This window comes from Bradyrhizobium betae, assembly GCF_004123905.1.
GTDB lineage: Bacteria > Pseudomonadota > Alphaproteobacteria > Rhizobiales > Xanthobacteraceae > Bradyrhizobium > Bradyrhizobium betae_A.
Genome location: NZ_MZXW01000019.1, coordinates 49,620 through 64,708, shown reverse-complemented (window position 1 = coordinate 64,708; position 15,089 = coordinate 49,620). Strand labels below are relative to the sequence as shown.

Sequence of the window (15,089 nt, the reverse complement as noted above, 5' to 3'; positions counted from 1 at the left end):
ATCAGGGTTTGCGAAGATTTGAGGCAACCCGACGCAGGGCGCCGAATTCGGCCGCTTTGGTATGGTTTTGGCGCCGATCTTGCAATAGCTGTCTCTCGGGCTATTGCGACCCCCTCGAAAGCGGCTAAACAGGCGCCGTGAGCTAGGGATCCCGCGGGAACAGGATGACGGATCAGGCGATTTTGGTCACGGGGGCCGCCGGCTTCATCGGCTTCCACGTGGCCCGGCAGCTCCTTGGCGAAGGCCGGCCGGTCGTCGGGCTCGACAATCTCAACAGCTATTACGATCCGGCGCTGAAACGGGCGCGTCTGGCGCTGCTGCGGAACGATCCGCGTTTTTCCTTCGTCGAGGCCGATCTCGCCGACCGCGAGACGATTGCGGCGCTGTTCGCGCGCCATCGATTTGCCAAGGTCGTGCATCTCGCCGCGCAAGCCGGCGTGCGCTACTCGATCGAGCAGCCGCAGGCCTACGCCGATTCCAATCTGGCGGGCTTTCTCAACGTACTGGAGGGCTGCCGGCGCAACTCCTGTCGTCATCTCGTCTACGCCTCGTCATCCTCCGTTTACGGCGCCAACACAAAACTGCCATTTGCCGTGCAGGACCGCACCGACCATCCCGTGAGCTTGTACGCCGCGACCAAGAAGGCGAACGAATTGATGGCGCAGTCCTACAGCCATCTCTACCGGCTGCCGGTCACCGCCTTGCGTTTCTTCACCATTTACGGGCCGTGGGGACGACCCGATATGGCCCTGTTTCTGTTTGTGAACGCCATCATGGCGGGAAAGCCGATCCGGCTCTTTAACCATGGCAAAATGCGCCGCGACTTCACCCATATTGACGACGTCACCCGTGTAGTATCCAAGCTCATTGATCTTGTGCCCGCGGATGACCCGGCTGCCGCAAATGCGCCGTCTAAGGTCTACAATGTCGGCAATCACCACCCGGAAGAGCTGATGCATGTCGTCGGACTTCTGGAGCAGGAGCTGGGTCGGACGGCAATCAAAGAATTGCTGCCGATGCAGCCGGGAGACGTTTTGGAAACGTTCGCGGATGTCGAGGATCTGATGCGCGACACCGGCTTTGCACCGTCAACGCCGATTGCGCACGGGGTTCGTAATTTTGTCACCTGGTATCGGGACTACTTCAAGGTTTGAAATGACGATGGACAAACGCATTATCCCCCTGATCATGTGCGGCGGCGCCGGTACGCGGCTGTGGCCGGCTTCGCGCGAGGTGCGCCCCAAGCAATTTTTGCCGCTGTTCGGCCCGCGCTCGACCTTCCAGGACACGCTGCTGCGCGTCTCAGACAGCACGCTGTTCGATCGTCCTGTTGTCATCACCAACGCGTCCTACCGCTTCATGGTGCTGGAGCAGCTCGCCGAGATCGGCATCGAGGCCGACGTGATCCTCGAGCCGATGCGGCGTGACTCCGGCCCCGCGATCGCCGCGGGCGCGGTGTTCGCGCAGAACCGCGCGAGTGATGCAATCGTGCTCGCGCTCGCCGCCGACCACGTCGTGCAGGACAACGCCGCCTTCGTCGCGGCCTGCCGCGAAGGCCTTACCGCCGCGAGCGCCGGGCGCATCGTCACCTTCGGCGTCAAGCCGGAGCGGCCGGCGACCGAATACGGCTATATCAGCCCTGGTGAAGTGATCTCCGGCGAGGTGCACGCGGTCGCGCGCTTCGTCGAGAAGCCGGACGCCGTGAAGGCCGCCGACTATGTCAGCTCCGGCTATCTCTGGAACAGCGGCAACTTCATGTTCCCGGCCAGCGTCCTGCTCGACGAATACCGCAAGGTCGATGCGGCGAGCGTGGAGACGGTCTCCAGTGCCGTCACCAACGCCGGCCGCGATCTCGGCTTCGTGACGCTGGAGCCGGAGGCGTTCGGCGCGGCGAAGGCGATCTCGATCGACTATGCCGTGATGGAGAAGACCTCGCGCGCCGCGGTCGTGCCGGTGTCGTGCGGCTGGTCCGATGTCGGCTCCTGGCACGCGGTGTGGGAATTGTCCGACAAGGACGCGCAAGGCAATGCGTCGCACGGCACCGCGGTGTTCGAAGACTCGCGCAACTGTAACGTCACCACCGATTCCGCGCTGGTCGCGCTCGAAGGTGTCGACGATCTCGTCGTGGTCGCGACCGCAGATGCGGTGCTGGTCTCGCGCCAGAAGGATGCCAACGGCCTGAAGCGGCTGGTGACGAAGCTGAAGACGGTCGCGCCGAAGGTCACCGAGGAGCATCTTAGGGTGCATCGGCCCTGGGGCAGCTACCAGTCCGTCGACAATGGCGAGCGCCACCAGGTCAAGCGCATTGTGGTGAAGCCGGGCGGGCGGCTGTCGCTGCAGAAGCACCATCATCGTGCCGAGCACTGGATCGTGGTCCGCGGTGCGGCTCGCGTCACCGTCAACGAGACCGTGAAGACAGTGCACGAGAACGAGTCCATCTACATCCCGATGGGCGCGGTGCACCGGATGGAGAACCCCGGTAAAATCATGCTGGAGCTGATCGAGGTCCAGACTGGAAGCTATCTCGGGGAAGACGACATCATCCGGATTGAAGACGACTATCAAAGGTCGTAACCAGCAGGCTCCGAATCACGCCACCCGGGCCGAAAGAGCGCACTCTTTCAGCGGCTTAGGCCCGGGGAACGTGTAACTTTTTGAATCAAATCGTGTCCGGCCGAATAGGGCGGCATTCGCCACAAATGTGGCACCCGTGCTAGAAGCGGCCCGGGGATTTGCGTTGAATCGGGGTTTGCTCAGATGAGTTCCAAAGTGTCTGCACCGGCAAAGGCCGGCTTGCGCGTCGGCGTCATTGGCGCCGGCGTGATGGGCAGCAACCATGCGCGCGTTCTCGCCGGTCTTCCCGGCGTCACCCTCGTCGGCGTGGTCGATCCGTCGCCGGCGCATCTGACGCGCACCACCGAGCTTGCGAGCTGCGAGGGTTTCGAGACCATCGACCAGCTGTTCGCCGCGGGCGTCGATGCGGTCACCATCGCCGCGCCGACCCATCTGCACCACGAGGTCTCGCTCGCCTGTATCGCCAAGAACATCCATGTGCTGGTTGAGAAGCCGATCGCCTCCACGGTCGCCGAAGGCCGCGAGATCGTCACGGCTGCGCAAAAGGCCGGCGTGACGCTGATGGTCGGCCATGTCGAGCGCTTCAATCCGGCGGTCGCCGCCGTCAAGCAGGCGATCGCGGGCGAAGACATCCTGTCGATCGCGATCACGCGCGTCGGCCCGTTCCCGCCGCGCATGTCCAATGTCGGCGTCGTCATTGATCTGGCCGTGCATGATATCGATTTGATCCGCTGGTTCACCGAATCCGACATCGTCGAGGTGCAGCCGCAATTGTCGAGCGCGGTCGCCGAGCGCGAGGATATCGCGCTGTTGCAGTTCCGCACCGCCAACGGCGTGCTCGCCCACATCAACACCAACTGGCTGACGCCGTTCAAGGCGCGCAGCGTCACGGTCGCGACTCGCGGCAAATACGTGATGGGCGATCTCTTGACGCGCCAGGTCACTGAGTGCTTCGGCTTCAAACCTGATGGCAGCTATTCGATGCGGCATCTGCCTGTCGGCCATGACGAGCCGCTCCGTGCCGAGCTGCTCGCCTTCCTCAAGGCGGTGCGCAACGGCGAGACGCCGGCGGTCACCGGCGACGAAGGCGTCGCCAGCCTCGAGATCGCGACGCAGTGCCTGGAGACGCCGTCGCGGCCTGCGGCCAAGGCGCCTGCCCGCACGGGCCCGCGCCGCGTCGCCGGCTGAACCCTTTCCATGTCGACTACTCAAGCTTCGCAAGACAATCAGCAAGGCGCCAAGAACCAGACCATGAACCAGCATCTGCGTTCCGAACCCATTCCCTTCATCGACGTCGCCTCTCAGCGCCGCCGGCTTGGTGCCTCGCTCGATGAGGCCGTCAAGCGCGTGCTCGACCATTGCCAGTTCGTCAACGGACCTGAAGTCGCCGAGCTCGAGAAGCAGCTCGCGGCCTATTCCGGCGCCAAGCACGTGATCGGCTGCGCCAGCGGCACCGACGCGATCCTGATGGTGATGATGGCGCAGAATGTCGGGCCCGGCGATGCCGTGTTCTGTCCGTCCTTCACCTTCATCGCAACGGCTTCGCCGGTGGCGCGGACCGGCGCGACGCCCGTTTATGTCGACGTCGACGAGACGACCTTCAACATGTGCCCGAAGTCGCTGAAGCGCGGCATCGCGACGGCCCGCAAGGCCGGGCTCAAGCCCGTTGCGGTCATTCCGGTCGATTTGTTCGGCCAGCCCGCCGATCACGATGCCATCGCCGAGATCGCCAGGGACGAAGGCCTGTTCGTGCTCGACGATGCCGCCCAGGGCTTTGGCGCGAGCTACAAGGGCCGAAAGCTCGGCACTTTCGGGCTCGCCACCGCGACCAGCTTCTTCCCGGCAAAACCGCTGGGTTGTTTCGGCGACGGCGGCGCGATTTTCACCGATGACGACGGGCTCGCCGCGACCTTGCGCAGCATCCGCGTGCACGGGCAGGGCGTCGATAAATACGACAACGTCCGCCTCGGCCTGACCGGCCGGCTCGACACCATGCAGGCCGCGGTGCTGATCGAGAAGCTGAAGATCTTTGACGACGAGATCGCCGCCCGCAACAGAGTTGCCGAACGCTATGAACGCGGCCTGTCCAATGTCGTCACCGTGCCGCGCCTTGCGCCCGGCAACACCTCGGTCTGGGCGCAGTACACGATCCGCCTTCCGAAGGGGACCGATCGGGACGGTTTCGCTGCCGCGCTAAAAGCCCAGGGCGTGCCGACGGCGATCTATTACGGCAAGTCGATGCATCAGCAGACCGCCTACAAGCAATATCCGGTCGCTGACGGCGGCCTGCCTGCTTGCGAGAGTCTGTCGCAGGACGTCATAAGCCTGCCGATGCACGCTTATCTGACCGAAGCCGACCAGGAGCGAATCATCGCGGCCGTCCGCGGTGCAATTGCGGGCTGATCTTGCTTCGCCTCTCCCGCTTGCGGGAGAGGTCGGGCCGAAGGCGCGGGTGAGGGCTTTCTCCTCTGGGGGATTGTCCCGTTGCGGAGAAACCCTCCCCGCAAGCGGGGGAGGGAGCAGATCTCCCGTGCGGCTAGCACCTAGACCTAATCTCGCCATGCTCTAAAACAGACGCATGCTCGGACGCATCTTCACGGTTGGTGGTTACACGCTGCTGTCGCGGCTGACGGGATTTGCCCGCGACATCATGCTCGCGGCGATCCTCGGCGCCGGCCCGGTGGCCGACGCCTTTTTCGTGGCGCTGCGGCTGCCCAATCATTTCCGCGCGATCTTTGCCGAAGGCGCCTTCAACGCCGCCTGGGTGCCGGCCTATGCCCACGTCCATGGCGAGCGCGGGGAGGGGGCGGCCAAACTGTTCGCCGACCGTATCTTCACGCTGCTGCTGGCCTCGCAGGTGGTGCTGCTGATCGTGGCGTGGCTGTTCATGCCGCAGGCCATGAGCATCCTGGCCCCGGGCTTCAGTGAGGATGCCGAGCAGCGCAAGCTCGCGATCGAGCTGACCCGGATCACCTTTCCCTATCTGCTGCTGATCACGCTGGTGACGCTGTATGGCGGCATGCTCAACGTGATGCAGCGCTTCGCCAGCGCTGCGGCCGCGTCGATCTTCCTCAATATCTCGATGATGATGACGCTGGCGCTCGCCGCCTGGTTTCCCAGCGCGGGCCATGCCGCCGCCTGGGGCGTGCTGATCTCGGGCTTCCTGCAATATGTCCTGTTGGCCGGCGATCTCGCCCGCCATGGCGGCCTGCCGCGCTTTGCGCCATTGAAGCTCGACGACGACATCCGCGGTTTCTTCAAAGCGCTCGGGCCCGCGACATTGGGCTCGATGGGGACGCAGGTCGCGCTGTTCGCCGACACCATCATCGCGACGTTCCTGCCCGCGGGCGCACTGTCGGCGCTCTATTATGCCGACCGCCTCAACCAGCTTCCGATCGGCGTGATCGGCATCGCCATCGGCACGGTGCTGCTGCCGGAGATGTCGCGTCGGATCACCGCCAACGATCATGACGGCGCGATGAAGGCGCAGCGCCGCGCCTTCGACTTCACGCTGCTGTTTTCGGTGCCGTTTGTCGCGGCCTTCCTCACGGTGCCCGACGAGATCATGCGCGCGCTGTTCGCCCGCGGCGCATTCTCCAAGGCCGATGCGGTTGCTGCAGGCGGTACGCTCGCGGCCTATGCCATCGGTCTGATCCCGTTCGTGCTGATCCGCAGCGCAGTCGCGACCTTCTATGCGCGCAAGGACACAGCGACGCCGGTGCGAGCGTCGCTGACCGGCATCGGGGTCAACGTCGCGCTGAAACTCGCCTTGATGGGATCGCTCGCCCAGATCGGCCTCGCGCTGGCAACAGCCGTCGGTGTCTGGACCAATCTGCTGCTGGTGCTGTTCTTCGCCGTGCGGCGCGGTTTTCTCGTGCTCGACCGCGCCTGGCTGATGTCGCTCGTCAAGTTTCTGCTGACGGGCATCATCCTCGCGGCCGCCTTCTGGCTGATCGCGCGCTTCAGCGGTTCTTGGCTGGGCGCGATGCATTTCCACGATGAAGTGACGCTGGTGCTGCTGGCTGCCGGCGGCGCCATCGTCTACGCGCTCGCGATCCTCATCCTGTTCGGCCGCCGCTGGTTGGTGTCGCTGGTGCGCGGCTAGGGCCGGACCTCATGGTAGCGGCCGTGTGTGGCGAACAAACTGCTGCAGTGGACGAGTTTCTTCCTGCTTGCGTGGAACCATTGCTCCGCAAGTCTATTGGCTCACTGACGCAAACTTATTTTGGAGATACTTCATGAAAATATTCACAGTTCTAGCAGCCGCAGCCGGTACGCTCATCGTGACCGCTGCTTCGGCGGCCCCGCTTTCCCCCAGCGCATCGTTCACGCCGGAGAGCAGCCTTCAAAACGTCCGTATGGTCTGCAACGAAGACGGACGATGCTGGCGCGAACGTGGCGAAAGACGCGTCATCATCCGCGAAGGGCGCGATGCTTACGGATATGCACCACGCGAGCGCTACATCGAGCGCCGTGGCTATGACGACCGCGGCGGCGTCGGCTTCCGCGCTCCCGGCGTGAGCGTCGGAATCGGCACTTACTGAGAGACGAAGCAGGCAAATGCAGGAGGTCGCGGCGCAATCCGCGGCCTTTTTCGTCGTATTTTCTTCGTCGTATTTTCTCAGGCGATCGGTCGGTGGGCAGAAACGAACGCCCCAGACATGCTCTCGAAATACACGAGCAACGACCACTTAAATTGTTGAGGTCCTCTAGCTATTCCAGGCATGGAACGCCACATCACTGATATCACCGCGCGCCCCTCGGCTATCATCGGTGACTGAGAGCATCGCGCTCCCGCCGCGACAATGAGGCGGTTACATGTCACGAACTCCCCATCCGGCATTCACGAGCGGCTCGTTCCGCCCGTGCTGCTGCCGATCTTCTTTGTGCTTCTGATCGTCTGTGCGATGCTCCTTCAATGGTAGATCACCTGGACGGACGCGCACTATCGGCTCCGGCCGACGAACGGCTTCATCCACTGGCCCTGGCTCAGCCGTCCCTGATTGGCAGACTGAACCTCAAGGCCTCGGACGCTCGCGACAAAGCTCGGAACATGCCGCTCGGCGAGGAGCGTGCAGAAGCGATGCAGCAGGCCGTGATCCTGAAGAACGCCGCGGAGATGCTCAGGCATTTGGGCGGACGGGGCAACTGACACCTGTCCAGGACGGCGAGATCCGGTTGGCGCACCGCATCTCGCGGCACGCACGCCTTGCCGTCAACGCCGAGCGACCGGGCGTCGATCTCTCACACGACGCCCGAAGACTTGCTCACACGACCGCAGCGACCGAGCTCAGCGGCACGTCCAGCGCGTAAACGAAGCCGCGCGGTTCATACGCGAGGCTCACCTGACCGGCCAATTGCTGGCCGAGCGACCCCATCATCCGGGTGCCGAAACTCCGCCGTGTTGGCGGCTCGACCACCGGACCGCCCCTTTCAGTCCAGACAAGGCGGAGCCTCTGCGTCAACTCGTCAATCGCCCACGAAATCTCGACGCGGCCCGTGGGGACGGACAGGGCGCCGAATTTGGTCGTGTTGGTGCAGAGTTCGTTGAACGTCATCGCAAGCGCAATGACGGCGACGGAGGTAATCCTGATATCCGGTCCATTGAAGTGGAAGCGTCTGCCTCCCTGACTGTCATAGGGCTCCGTTGCGCTGCTCAGCGTGTGGGTCAGGCTCGCATCGGCCCAACTAACCTGCAGCAGTAGATCATGGGCGCGTCCCAATGCGAGCAGCCTGCCCTCCATTGCCTTTTGTCCGTGCTCGATACTTGGCGCTCCGCGGAAGCTCTGGGATGCGATCGCGCTCACCATGGCAAGTGTATTCTTGACGCGATGATGAAGCTCTCCGAGGATCAGCTTCTGCAGTTTGTCGGCGGCACTCCGCTGCTCGGCGTCGATGCCGGCCTGGATGATCAGGGCCCGCGCGTCTATCTCGGCTTGTTCAAGCAGCAAGCGAAGGCTGTCGTTTTCGGCTGACAGAGAGGCCTCCTGCTCCGACCGGGAGGGGGAAGCAGCCGTCTGTGCGGCGTCAAGCGCCCCACCGAGCGTCCAATCGCTTGCCGTCGGCACGATCTTCAAAGCTCCTGCGCCCACCATGGCTTGCAACTCGGTGATCATTTGCTCGACGCCCAGCGGTTTGCCGAAAAATCTGCTGTTCGCCGGTCGTTCCGCCTCGGACGGCTTCACTTGGCCGGACACCAATATGATCTTGATCGAGGGCCAGCGCTCGTGCACCGCATGGGCGAGCTTGAGGCCGTCGATACTGCCCGGCATTTGGATGTCGGTCATCAGCAGTGAGATGTCCGATCGAGACTCCAGAACCGAGATGGCCTCGTCGGCATTGACCGCCTCGATCGGACAGAAGCCGGCATCCTCCACGATGTCGACTGCACGCATACGCAGGATCATCTCGTCCTCCACGATGAGAACGTTCGGCACTTCAGTTGGATCTGTCGACATGGAGATTTCACTTTCTCGGCGGGCCGATGACGTCTCGGCACGCGCGAATGCTCATAAGCCGATTGCCTGATGACCGAGGCTCGCACCGGCTACCGATTGCTGCGCTTTTCGACAACAGAAGGCCAGCCAATTCGCGGGCGCCTGCGCTGGCTCGTCTCAGCGCGACGATCTGGTCCTCACCCGGCTGATGTGGCGGTAAGAACTGGGGAGGGCCGATCCTCAGGCGAGCGGATCGAACAGGCTGAATTATCGCCGGGCAGTCACGAGGCGAGCTTCCAGGATTTTCGTTCCAGAGCCGGCGCGTCGCAAGCAGGACGTGGAAAAGTCCGGCCAAACCTGCGCTGAGCAACCTGACGAGGCGGCTCGAATTTCGAGCCGGTCCCCTTTGGCCAGCGCCACGAGTTCATCCGCCTGCACTTTTGGAGCAAAAGGCGGGAAGGCGATCACCGACGCTCCGAGGAGCATGAAAATTGCAAGGGATGACAGGGATCGGACCATTTTGTTCTGCTGACTTTTTCGTCTTCGATCCCGCCACGTTCGGGGATCTGACGAGACAACAACCACAACGAAATATCGTTCCGCCTGTTCAACTCAGCTGCTTGATTCCATTCGTTTCTGGTGACTTGCGGACCTGATGCCATCAGCAGAACCGTTTTGGCTCCCAGCCTGTCTGGTCCGCGGCAGAGCGTCGCCGGGCTTTGGTCCCCGCATGGGATTCGCCTTCAGGCTGCAGCGGGCGTTGGCGCACCTGTTGATTTTATGCGGTTGCCGTGTTATGGGCATCGCATGATCAAATGCTCGCGCAAAATCAACTTCAACCACATGACCCGCTTCGGTTGGGCCGTGGAAGGAGTCGCGCGCTAGCAATTCGACGACGACACCTTTTCCACCAGGCCCCGCCGGCATCGGACGGGGCCTTTTGTTTGGCCACGCTCCCTGCCGGCACAACAGCAGGAGCATGCGATGCCACCCCAACTGACGAACATCTCATCCGGGATTGAGAGCGATGCCGCAAGGCGCGCACTCAACCTCTCGATCGTGCAGGCGAAGGACGCGATCGACCAGGCTTTAGCAGCACGCCTGAAGGCGTCCGCCGCAGCGCTGGACGACGCTTTGTCGGAAAAGGACGCCGCCGGACCACCGGCCGCATCGACGCGGAGCGTCCTGGGCTTGCTCAAGCGATATTGGCGTGCGTTTCAGCAGCGGCGCCAGGGCCAGCAAGTCAGCTTGCAGGACCTGAGTGACAGGGAGCTGAGGGATATCGGCCTGACACGCGGTGAGATCGACCACCTCACACCCGAGCGGGCGATCGACAGGCTGAGAGATAGCACGCGGTATCTCTTGAGCCGCGGTGGGATGTAAATGATTAACTGCGAGAGACGGACATGCGCTCTGAGAACAAGCGGCGGTCAGTACAGCCGCTTGTTCTCAGGCGTGCGCTGCGGTGTAGAATCATCGATCTTCACAGGGAAATGACTGCGCTGCGACCTTTCCGCCCGATCCCACTGTGACGGGCAGGGGCGGAGGCGAATTTTTCGCGGATCGGTCCTGCCTAAACCCGTTTGCACTGCCACTTTTTCCACGGCAATATGGCCCGCAAAACAACCATAGGACGGGACAAGAAAATGGCGGCTCCCATCAAGTTCGGCGTTGGCCAAAGCGTGCTGCGCAAGGAGGATGACGCGCTGATTCGCGGCAAGGGCCGCTATACCGACGATTACGCGCCGCAGGCTGCGCTCCGCTGCCTGATGCTGCGCTCGCCGCATGCGCATGCCAAATTCACCATCGATGCGAGCCGCGCCCGTGGGCTTCCCGGCGTCGCGCTGATTCTGACCGCGGCCGACGTCGCCGATCTCGGCGATCTGCCCTGCCTGTTCAATCTCGAGACCGACCCGTTCAAGGGGCCTCCTTATCCGATCTTGGCCAAGGACGAAGTGCGCCATGTCGGCGATTCCATCGCCTTCGTGGTCGCCGAGACCATCGACCAGGCCCGCGACGCGATCGAGGCGATCGAGGTCAAATGGAGCCCGCTGCCGGCGGTGACTGGCGTCGTCAACGCCGTCAAGAAAGGCGCGCCGCAGGTCTGGCCGGACAAGGCCGGCAACGTGCTGTTTGACGTCTCGATCGGCGACAAGGCCGCAACCGAAGCCGCCTTTGCCAAGGCGCATGCGGTGGCCGAAATCTCCATCGTCAATCCGCGCGTGGTTGCGAGCTTCCTGGAGACGCGCGCGGCGGTCTGCGAATACGACGCCAAGCGCGATCATCTGACGCTGACGATCGGCAGCCAGGGCAGCCATCGGCTGCGCGACATCCTCTGCCAGAACGTGCTCAACATCCCGACCGACAAGATGCGGGTGATCTGTCCCGACGTCGGCGGTGGCTTTGGCACAAAGCTGTTTCCGTACCGCGAATACGCTTTGCTGGCGGTCGCGGCAAAGAAACTGAAGAAAACGGTGAAGTGGGCCGCGGACCGCACCGAGCACTTCATGGGTGATGCGCAAGGCCGCGACAACGTCACCACCGCGAAGATGGCACTGGCAGAGGACGGCAAATTCCTCGCGATGGATTGCGACCTGATGGGCGACATGGGCGCCTATCTCTCGACGTTCGGGCCCTACATCCCGCACGGTGGCGCCGGCATGCTGCCGGGCCTCTACGACATCCAGGCCTTCCACTGCCGGGTGCGCACCATCTTCACCAACAGCGTGCCGGTCGATGCCTATCGCGGCGCGGGCCGGCCTGAGGCCGCCTATGTCATCGAGCGCCTCGTTGACGCCTGCGCGCGAAAACTCGACATGACGCCGGACGCGATCCGCCGCAAGAACTTCATCCAGCCGAAGGCGCTGCCCTACAAGACCGCCACGGGCAAGGTCTACGATTCCGGCGACTTTGCCGCGCATCTCAAGCGCGCGATGGAGATCGCGGAGTGGAAGGAGTTTCCAAAGCGCGCCAAGGCGGCCAAGAAGAACGGCCTGATCCGCGGCATTGGTCTTGCGAGCTATGTCGAGATCTGCGGCACCATGGGCGAGGAGACCGCCAATGTGCGGATGGATCCCAATGGCGACATCACCGTCCTGATCGGCACGCAGTCGAGCGGGCAGGGCCACCAGACCGCTTACGCGCAGATCGTCGCCGAGCAGTTCGGCGTTGCGCCCGAGCGTGTCCACGTCCACCAGGGCGATACCGACATGATCGCCACGGGCCTCGGCACCGGCGGCTCGGCCTCGATCCCGTCAGGCGGCGTCAGCGTCGAGCGCGCCACGCGCGAGCTTGGCGAGAAGCTGAAGGCGATCGCGGCGCAGGCGCTGGAGGCCAGCGTCGGCGACCTCGAGATTACCGACGGCATCGTGCGCATCGCCGGCACTGACCGTTCGATCTCGTTCGCCGATCTCGCCAAGCGGCCGGGTGCCGATCCGTCGAAGCTGAATGCGAGCGCGACCTTTGCCAGCGCCGACGGCACCTATCCCAACGGCACCCATGTCGCGGAGGTCGAGATCGATCCCGCCACCGGCATCATCAAGATCGTCAACTACGTGATCGTCGACGATTTCGGCAAGACCCTCAATCCGCTGCTCTTGGCAGGGCAGGTGCATGGCGGCGCCATGCAGGGCATCGGCCAGGCGCTGATGGAGCAGGTGGTCTATGGCCCCAGTGACGGCCAGCTGATCACCGCGACCTTCATGGACTACGCGCTACCGCGCGCGGCGGACGGGCCTGCCTTTGTGTTCGAGACTGCCAACGTTCCCTGCACGACCAATCCGCTGGGGGTGAAGGGGGCGGGCGAGGCCGGCGCGATCGGCTCCTGTCCGGCCGTGGTCAACGCAATCGTCGACGGGCTCTGGCGCGAATACAAGATCGACCACATCGACATGCCGGCGACGCCCGAGCGGGTTTGGATCGCCATCAACGAGCACCATCGCCGTCACAGCCTGTGATTTCGAGCCCAACCGAACAATCCAAGGTGCGACGATTTTTCGCCACGCCTTGGATGGAATGAAACCTGCCTGATGGTGTTGGCCCAATGTGGGGTCGGCACGATCCGTCTTAACGAAAGGGATTTTGCGAATGAAGCGAGTGTTGGTTGTCGGGGGCGTGCTGCTGCTTGGCATGGGCGCGGTTTGGGCACAACAGGACTCCGTCAAGGAAGTCCAGACCCTCATGAAGGGCAATGGCAAGAATGCCGGCGCGGTGGCGGCGATGGTCAAGGGCGAGAAGCCCTACGACCAGGCCACCGTCGATACGGCCCTGGCGCAGTTCGAGGACACCGCCAAGAAGCTGCCGAACCTGTTTCCGGCAAGCGCCAAGGGCCTGAAGCCCGAGGGCGACTACAGCGCCTCGCCGAAGATCTGGGAGGACAAGGCCGGTTTCGACGCCAAGGCCGCAAGTTTCGGCAAGGTCGTCAGCGAGGCCAAGGGCAAGATCAAGGATTTGGACTCGCTCAAGGCGACTTTCCCCGCAGTTGGCAAGGAATGCGGCGGCTGCCACGAGACGTTCCGCGTGAAGAACGGCTGAGCTTTTCGTAGCCCGGATGGAGCGCAAGCGAAATCCGGGCTACGGGGAATTCGGAAAGGGCGGCTGCGACAGCAGCCGCCTTTTTGTCGCTCGACCGTGGCCGCGAGTCGCAACGCCTGAGCCGCAGGAAATTCTGCCCGCAAGCCCTGACGGATCGCCGCTGGAGCAGCTATCTTCACGCCAACCGCGGCGACGTCGATGCGAGCTGTCTGAGCCAGCGCCGCGAGCACTGAATCAGGAACAGCGAGACAGGCCATGGCAAAACCGTTCCCGTCAAAGACCCACATCGGCAACCATATGCTGCATCCGGAAACCCTGATGCTGACCTATGGCTATGATCCGCAATTGTCGGAAGGCGCCATCAAGCCGCCGGTGTTTTTGACCTCGACCTTCGTGTTCAAAACGGCCGAGGACGGGCAGGACTTTTTCGATTTCGTCGCCGGCCGGCGCGAGCCGCCGGAAGGGATGGGCGCGGGGCTGGTCTATTCGCGCTTCAATCATCCCAACAGCGAGATCGTCGAGGACAGGCTCGCGATCTACGAGCGCACCGAGAGCTGCGCGCTGTTTTCATCCGGCATGGCGGCGATCTCGACCACGATCCTCGCGTTCGTCCGCCCCGGTGATGTCATCCTGCACTCTCAGCCGCTCTATGGCGGCACGGAAACCCTGCTGACGAACACGCTGGCGCGCCTGTCGATCGGCGCGGTCGGATTCGCCGACGGCATCGATGAAGCGGCGGTCAAACAGGCCGCGGACGAGGCGATGCGCAAGGGCCGGGTCTCGATGATCCTGATCGAGACGCCCGCCAACCCCACCAACGGCCTGGTCGACATCGCGATGATCCGCCGCGTCGCCGATGCCATCGGCAAAGCCCAGGGACACACCCCGATCATCGCCTGCGACAATACGCTGCTTGGTCCCGTGTTTCAGCGGCCGATCGAGCACGGCGCGGATATTTCGCTGTATTCGCTGACAAAGTATGTCGGCGGCCATTCGGACCTGATCGCGGGCGCCGCGCTCGGCGCGAAGGCCATCATGAAGGGCATCAAGCAGCTCCGCGGCGCGATCGGCACCCAGCTCGATCCGCATTCCTGCTGGATGATCAACCGCTCGCTCGAGACGCTGAGCCTGCGGATGGAAAAGGCCGATGCGAATGCGCGCCTTGTGGCGGCCTATCTGCGCGATCATCCCAAGGTCGCGAAGGTCCACTATCTCGGTCATCACGAGGAGACCTCGCCCGCGGGCCGCGTGTTCGCGCGGCAATGCCTGGGGGCGGGATCGACCTTCTCGTTCGACATCGTCGGCGGCAAGGCGGCGGCCGTGAATTTCCTCAACGCGCTGCAGATCCTCAAGCTGGCGGTGAGCCTTGGCGGAACGGAATCGCTTGCGAGCCTGCCTGCCACCATGACCCATTCCGGCGTTCCCGCCGACATCCGCCAGAAAATCGGCGTGCTCGATTCCACGATCCGGCTGTCGATCGGCATCGAGAATCCGTCGGATTTGCTCGCGGATCTCGGGCAAGCGCTGAACGCGGCTTGAGTGCGC

At 63.4% G+C, this 15,089-nt stretch carries 12 protein-coding genes; 11 read left to right on the top strand and 1 reads right to left on the bottom strand.

Annotation, left to right across the window (positions count from 1 at the left end):
* Window positions 1–164: 164 nt before the first annotated feature.
* From B5V03_RS17000 to B5V03_RS16970, 7 genes are all read left to right on the top strand, one after another.
* Window positions 165–1,154, top strand: coding sequence for an SDR family NAD(P)-dependent oxidoreductase (locus B5V03_RS17000; RefSeq protein ID WP_129271514.1), 990 nt, complete (start codon window positions 165–167; stop codon window positions 1,152–1,154).
* A gap of 7 nt (window positions 1,155–1,161) precedes the next feature.
* Entirely contained in the window at window positions 1,162–2,574 is a 1,413-nt protein-coding gene (locus B5V03_RS16995; protein WP_164988076.1) for a mannose-1-phosphate guanylyltransferase/mannose-6-phosphate isomerase, read from the top strand.
* A 183-nt stretch (window positions 2,575–2,757) separates the two neighbouring features.
* Window positions 2,758–3,762: a Gfo/Idh/MocA family protein gene (locus B5V03_RS16990; protein ID WP_129271510.1), complete on the top strand. Its 1,005-nt coding sequence runs from the start codon at window positions 2,758–2,760 to the stop codon at window positions 3,760–3,762.
* Window positions 3,763–3,825: 63 nt separating this feature from the next.
* The gene (locus B5V03_RS16985) at window positions 3,826–4,977 is read left to right on the top strand and encodes a DegT/DnrJ/EryC1/StrS family aminotransferase (protein ID WP_164988082.1); all 1,152 of its coding nucleotides are present in this window, start codon (window positions 3,826–3,828) and stop codon (window positions 4,975–4,977) included.
* 175 nt (window positions 4,978–5,152) lie between these two features.
* Window positions 5,153–6,679, top strand: coding sequence for a murein biosynthesis integral membrane protein MurJ (gene murJ / locus B5V03_RS16980; RefSeq protein ID WP_129271506.1), 1,527 nt, complete (start codon window positions 5,153–5,155; stop codon window positions 6,677–6,679).
* 133 nt (window positions 6,680–6,812) lie between these two features.
* On the top strand, window positions 6,813–7,118 hold the full coding sequence (locus B5V03_RS16975; RefSeq protein WP_129271504.1) for a hypothetical protein: 306 nt from the start codon (window positions 6,813–6,815) through the stop codon (window positions 7,116–7,118).
* A 374-nt stretch (window positions 7,119–7,492) separates the two neighbouring features.
* Complete coding sequence (locus tag B5V03_RS16970; protein ID WP_129271502.1) at window positions 7,493–7,726, top strand: hypothetical protein; 234 nt, start codon at window positions 7,493–7,495, stop codon at window positions 7,724–7,726.
* Window positions 7,727–7,841: 115 nt separating this feature from the next.
* Here the strand turns inward: B5V03_RS16970 and B5V03_RS16965 are convergent, their stop codons facing one another.
* On the bottom strand, window positions 7,842–9,032 hold the full coding sequence (locus tag B5V03_RS16965; RefSeq protein ID WP_129271500.1) for an HWE histidine kinase domain-containing protein: 1,191 nt from the start codon (window positions 9,030–9,032) through the stop codon (window positions 7,842–7,844).
* A 963-nt stretch (window positions 9,033–9,995) separates the two neighbouring features.
* Here B5V03_RS16965 and B5V03_RS16955 point away from each other — a divergent pair.
* The 4 genes from B5V03_RS16955 to B5V03_RS16940 all read left to right on the top strand — a co-directional run bounded on the left by B5V03_RS16955 (window position 9,996) and on the right by B5V03_RS16940 (window position 15,083).
* Window positions 9,996–10,394 (top strand): DUF1127 domain-containing protein, encoded by a 399-nt coding sequence (locus B5V03_RS16955; RefSeq protein WP_129271497.1) that lies wholly within the window; start codon window positions 9,996–9,998, stop codon window positions 10,392–10,394.
* A gap of 263 nt (window positions 10,395–10,657) precedes the next feature.
* Window positions 10,658–12,967: a xanthine dehydrogenase family protein molybdopterin-binding subunit gene (locus B5V03_RS16950; protein ID WP_129271495.1), complete on the top strand. Its 2,310-nt coding sequence runs from the start codon at window positions 10,658–10,660 to the stop codon at window positions 12,965–12,967.
* Window positions 12,968–13,097: 130 nt separating this feature from the next.
* On the top strand, window positions 13,098–13,544 hold the full coding sequence (locus B5V03_RS16945) for a c-type cytochrome (protein WP_129271493.1): 447 nt from the start codon (window positions 13,098–13,100) through the stop codon (window positions 13,542–13,544).
* 255 nt (window positions 13,545–13,799) lie between these two features.
* A complete protein-coding gene (locus B5V03_RS16940) occupies window positions 13,800–15,083 on the top strand; it encodes a cystathionine gamma-synthase family protein (RefSeq protein WP_129271491.1) in 1,284 nt (427 codons plus the stop codon).
* Window positions 15,084–15,089: the final 6 nt, after the last annotated feature.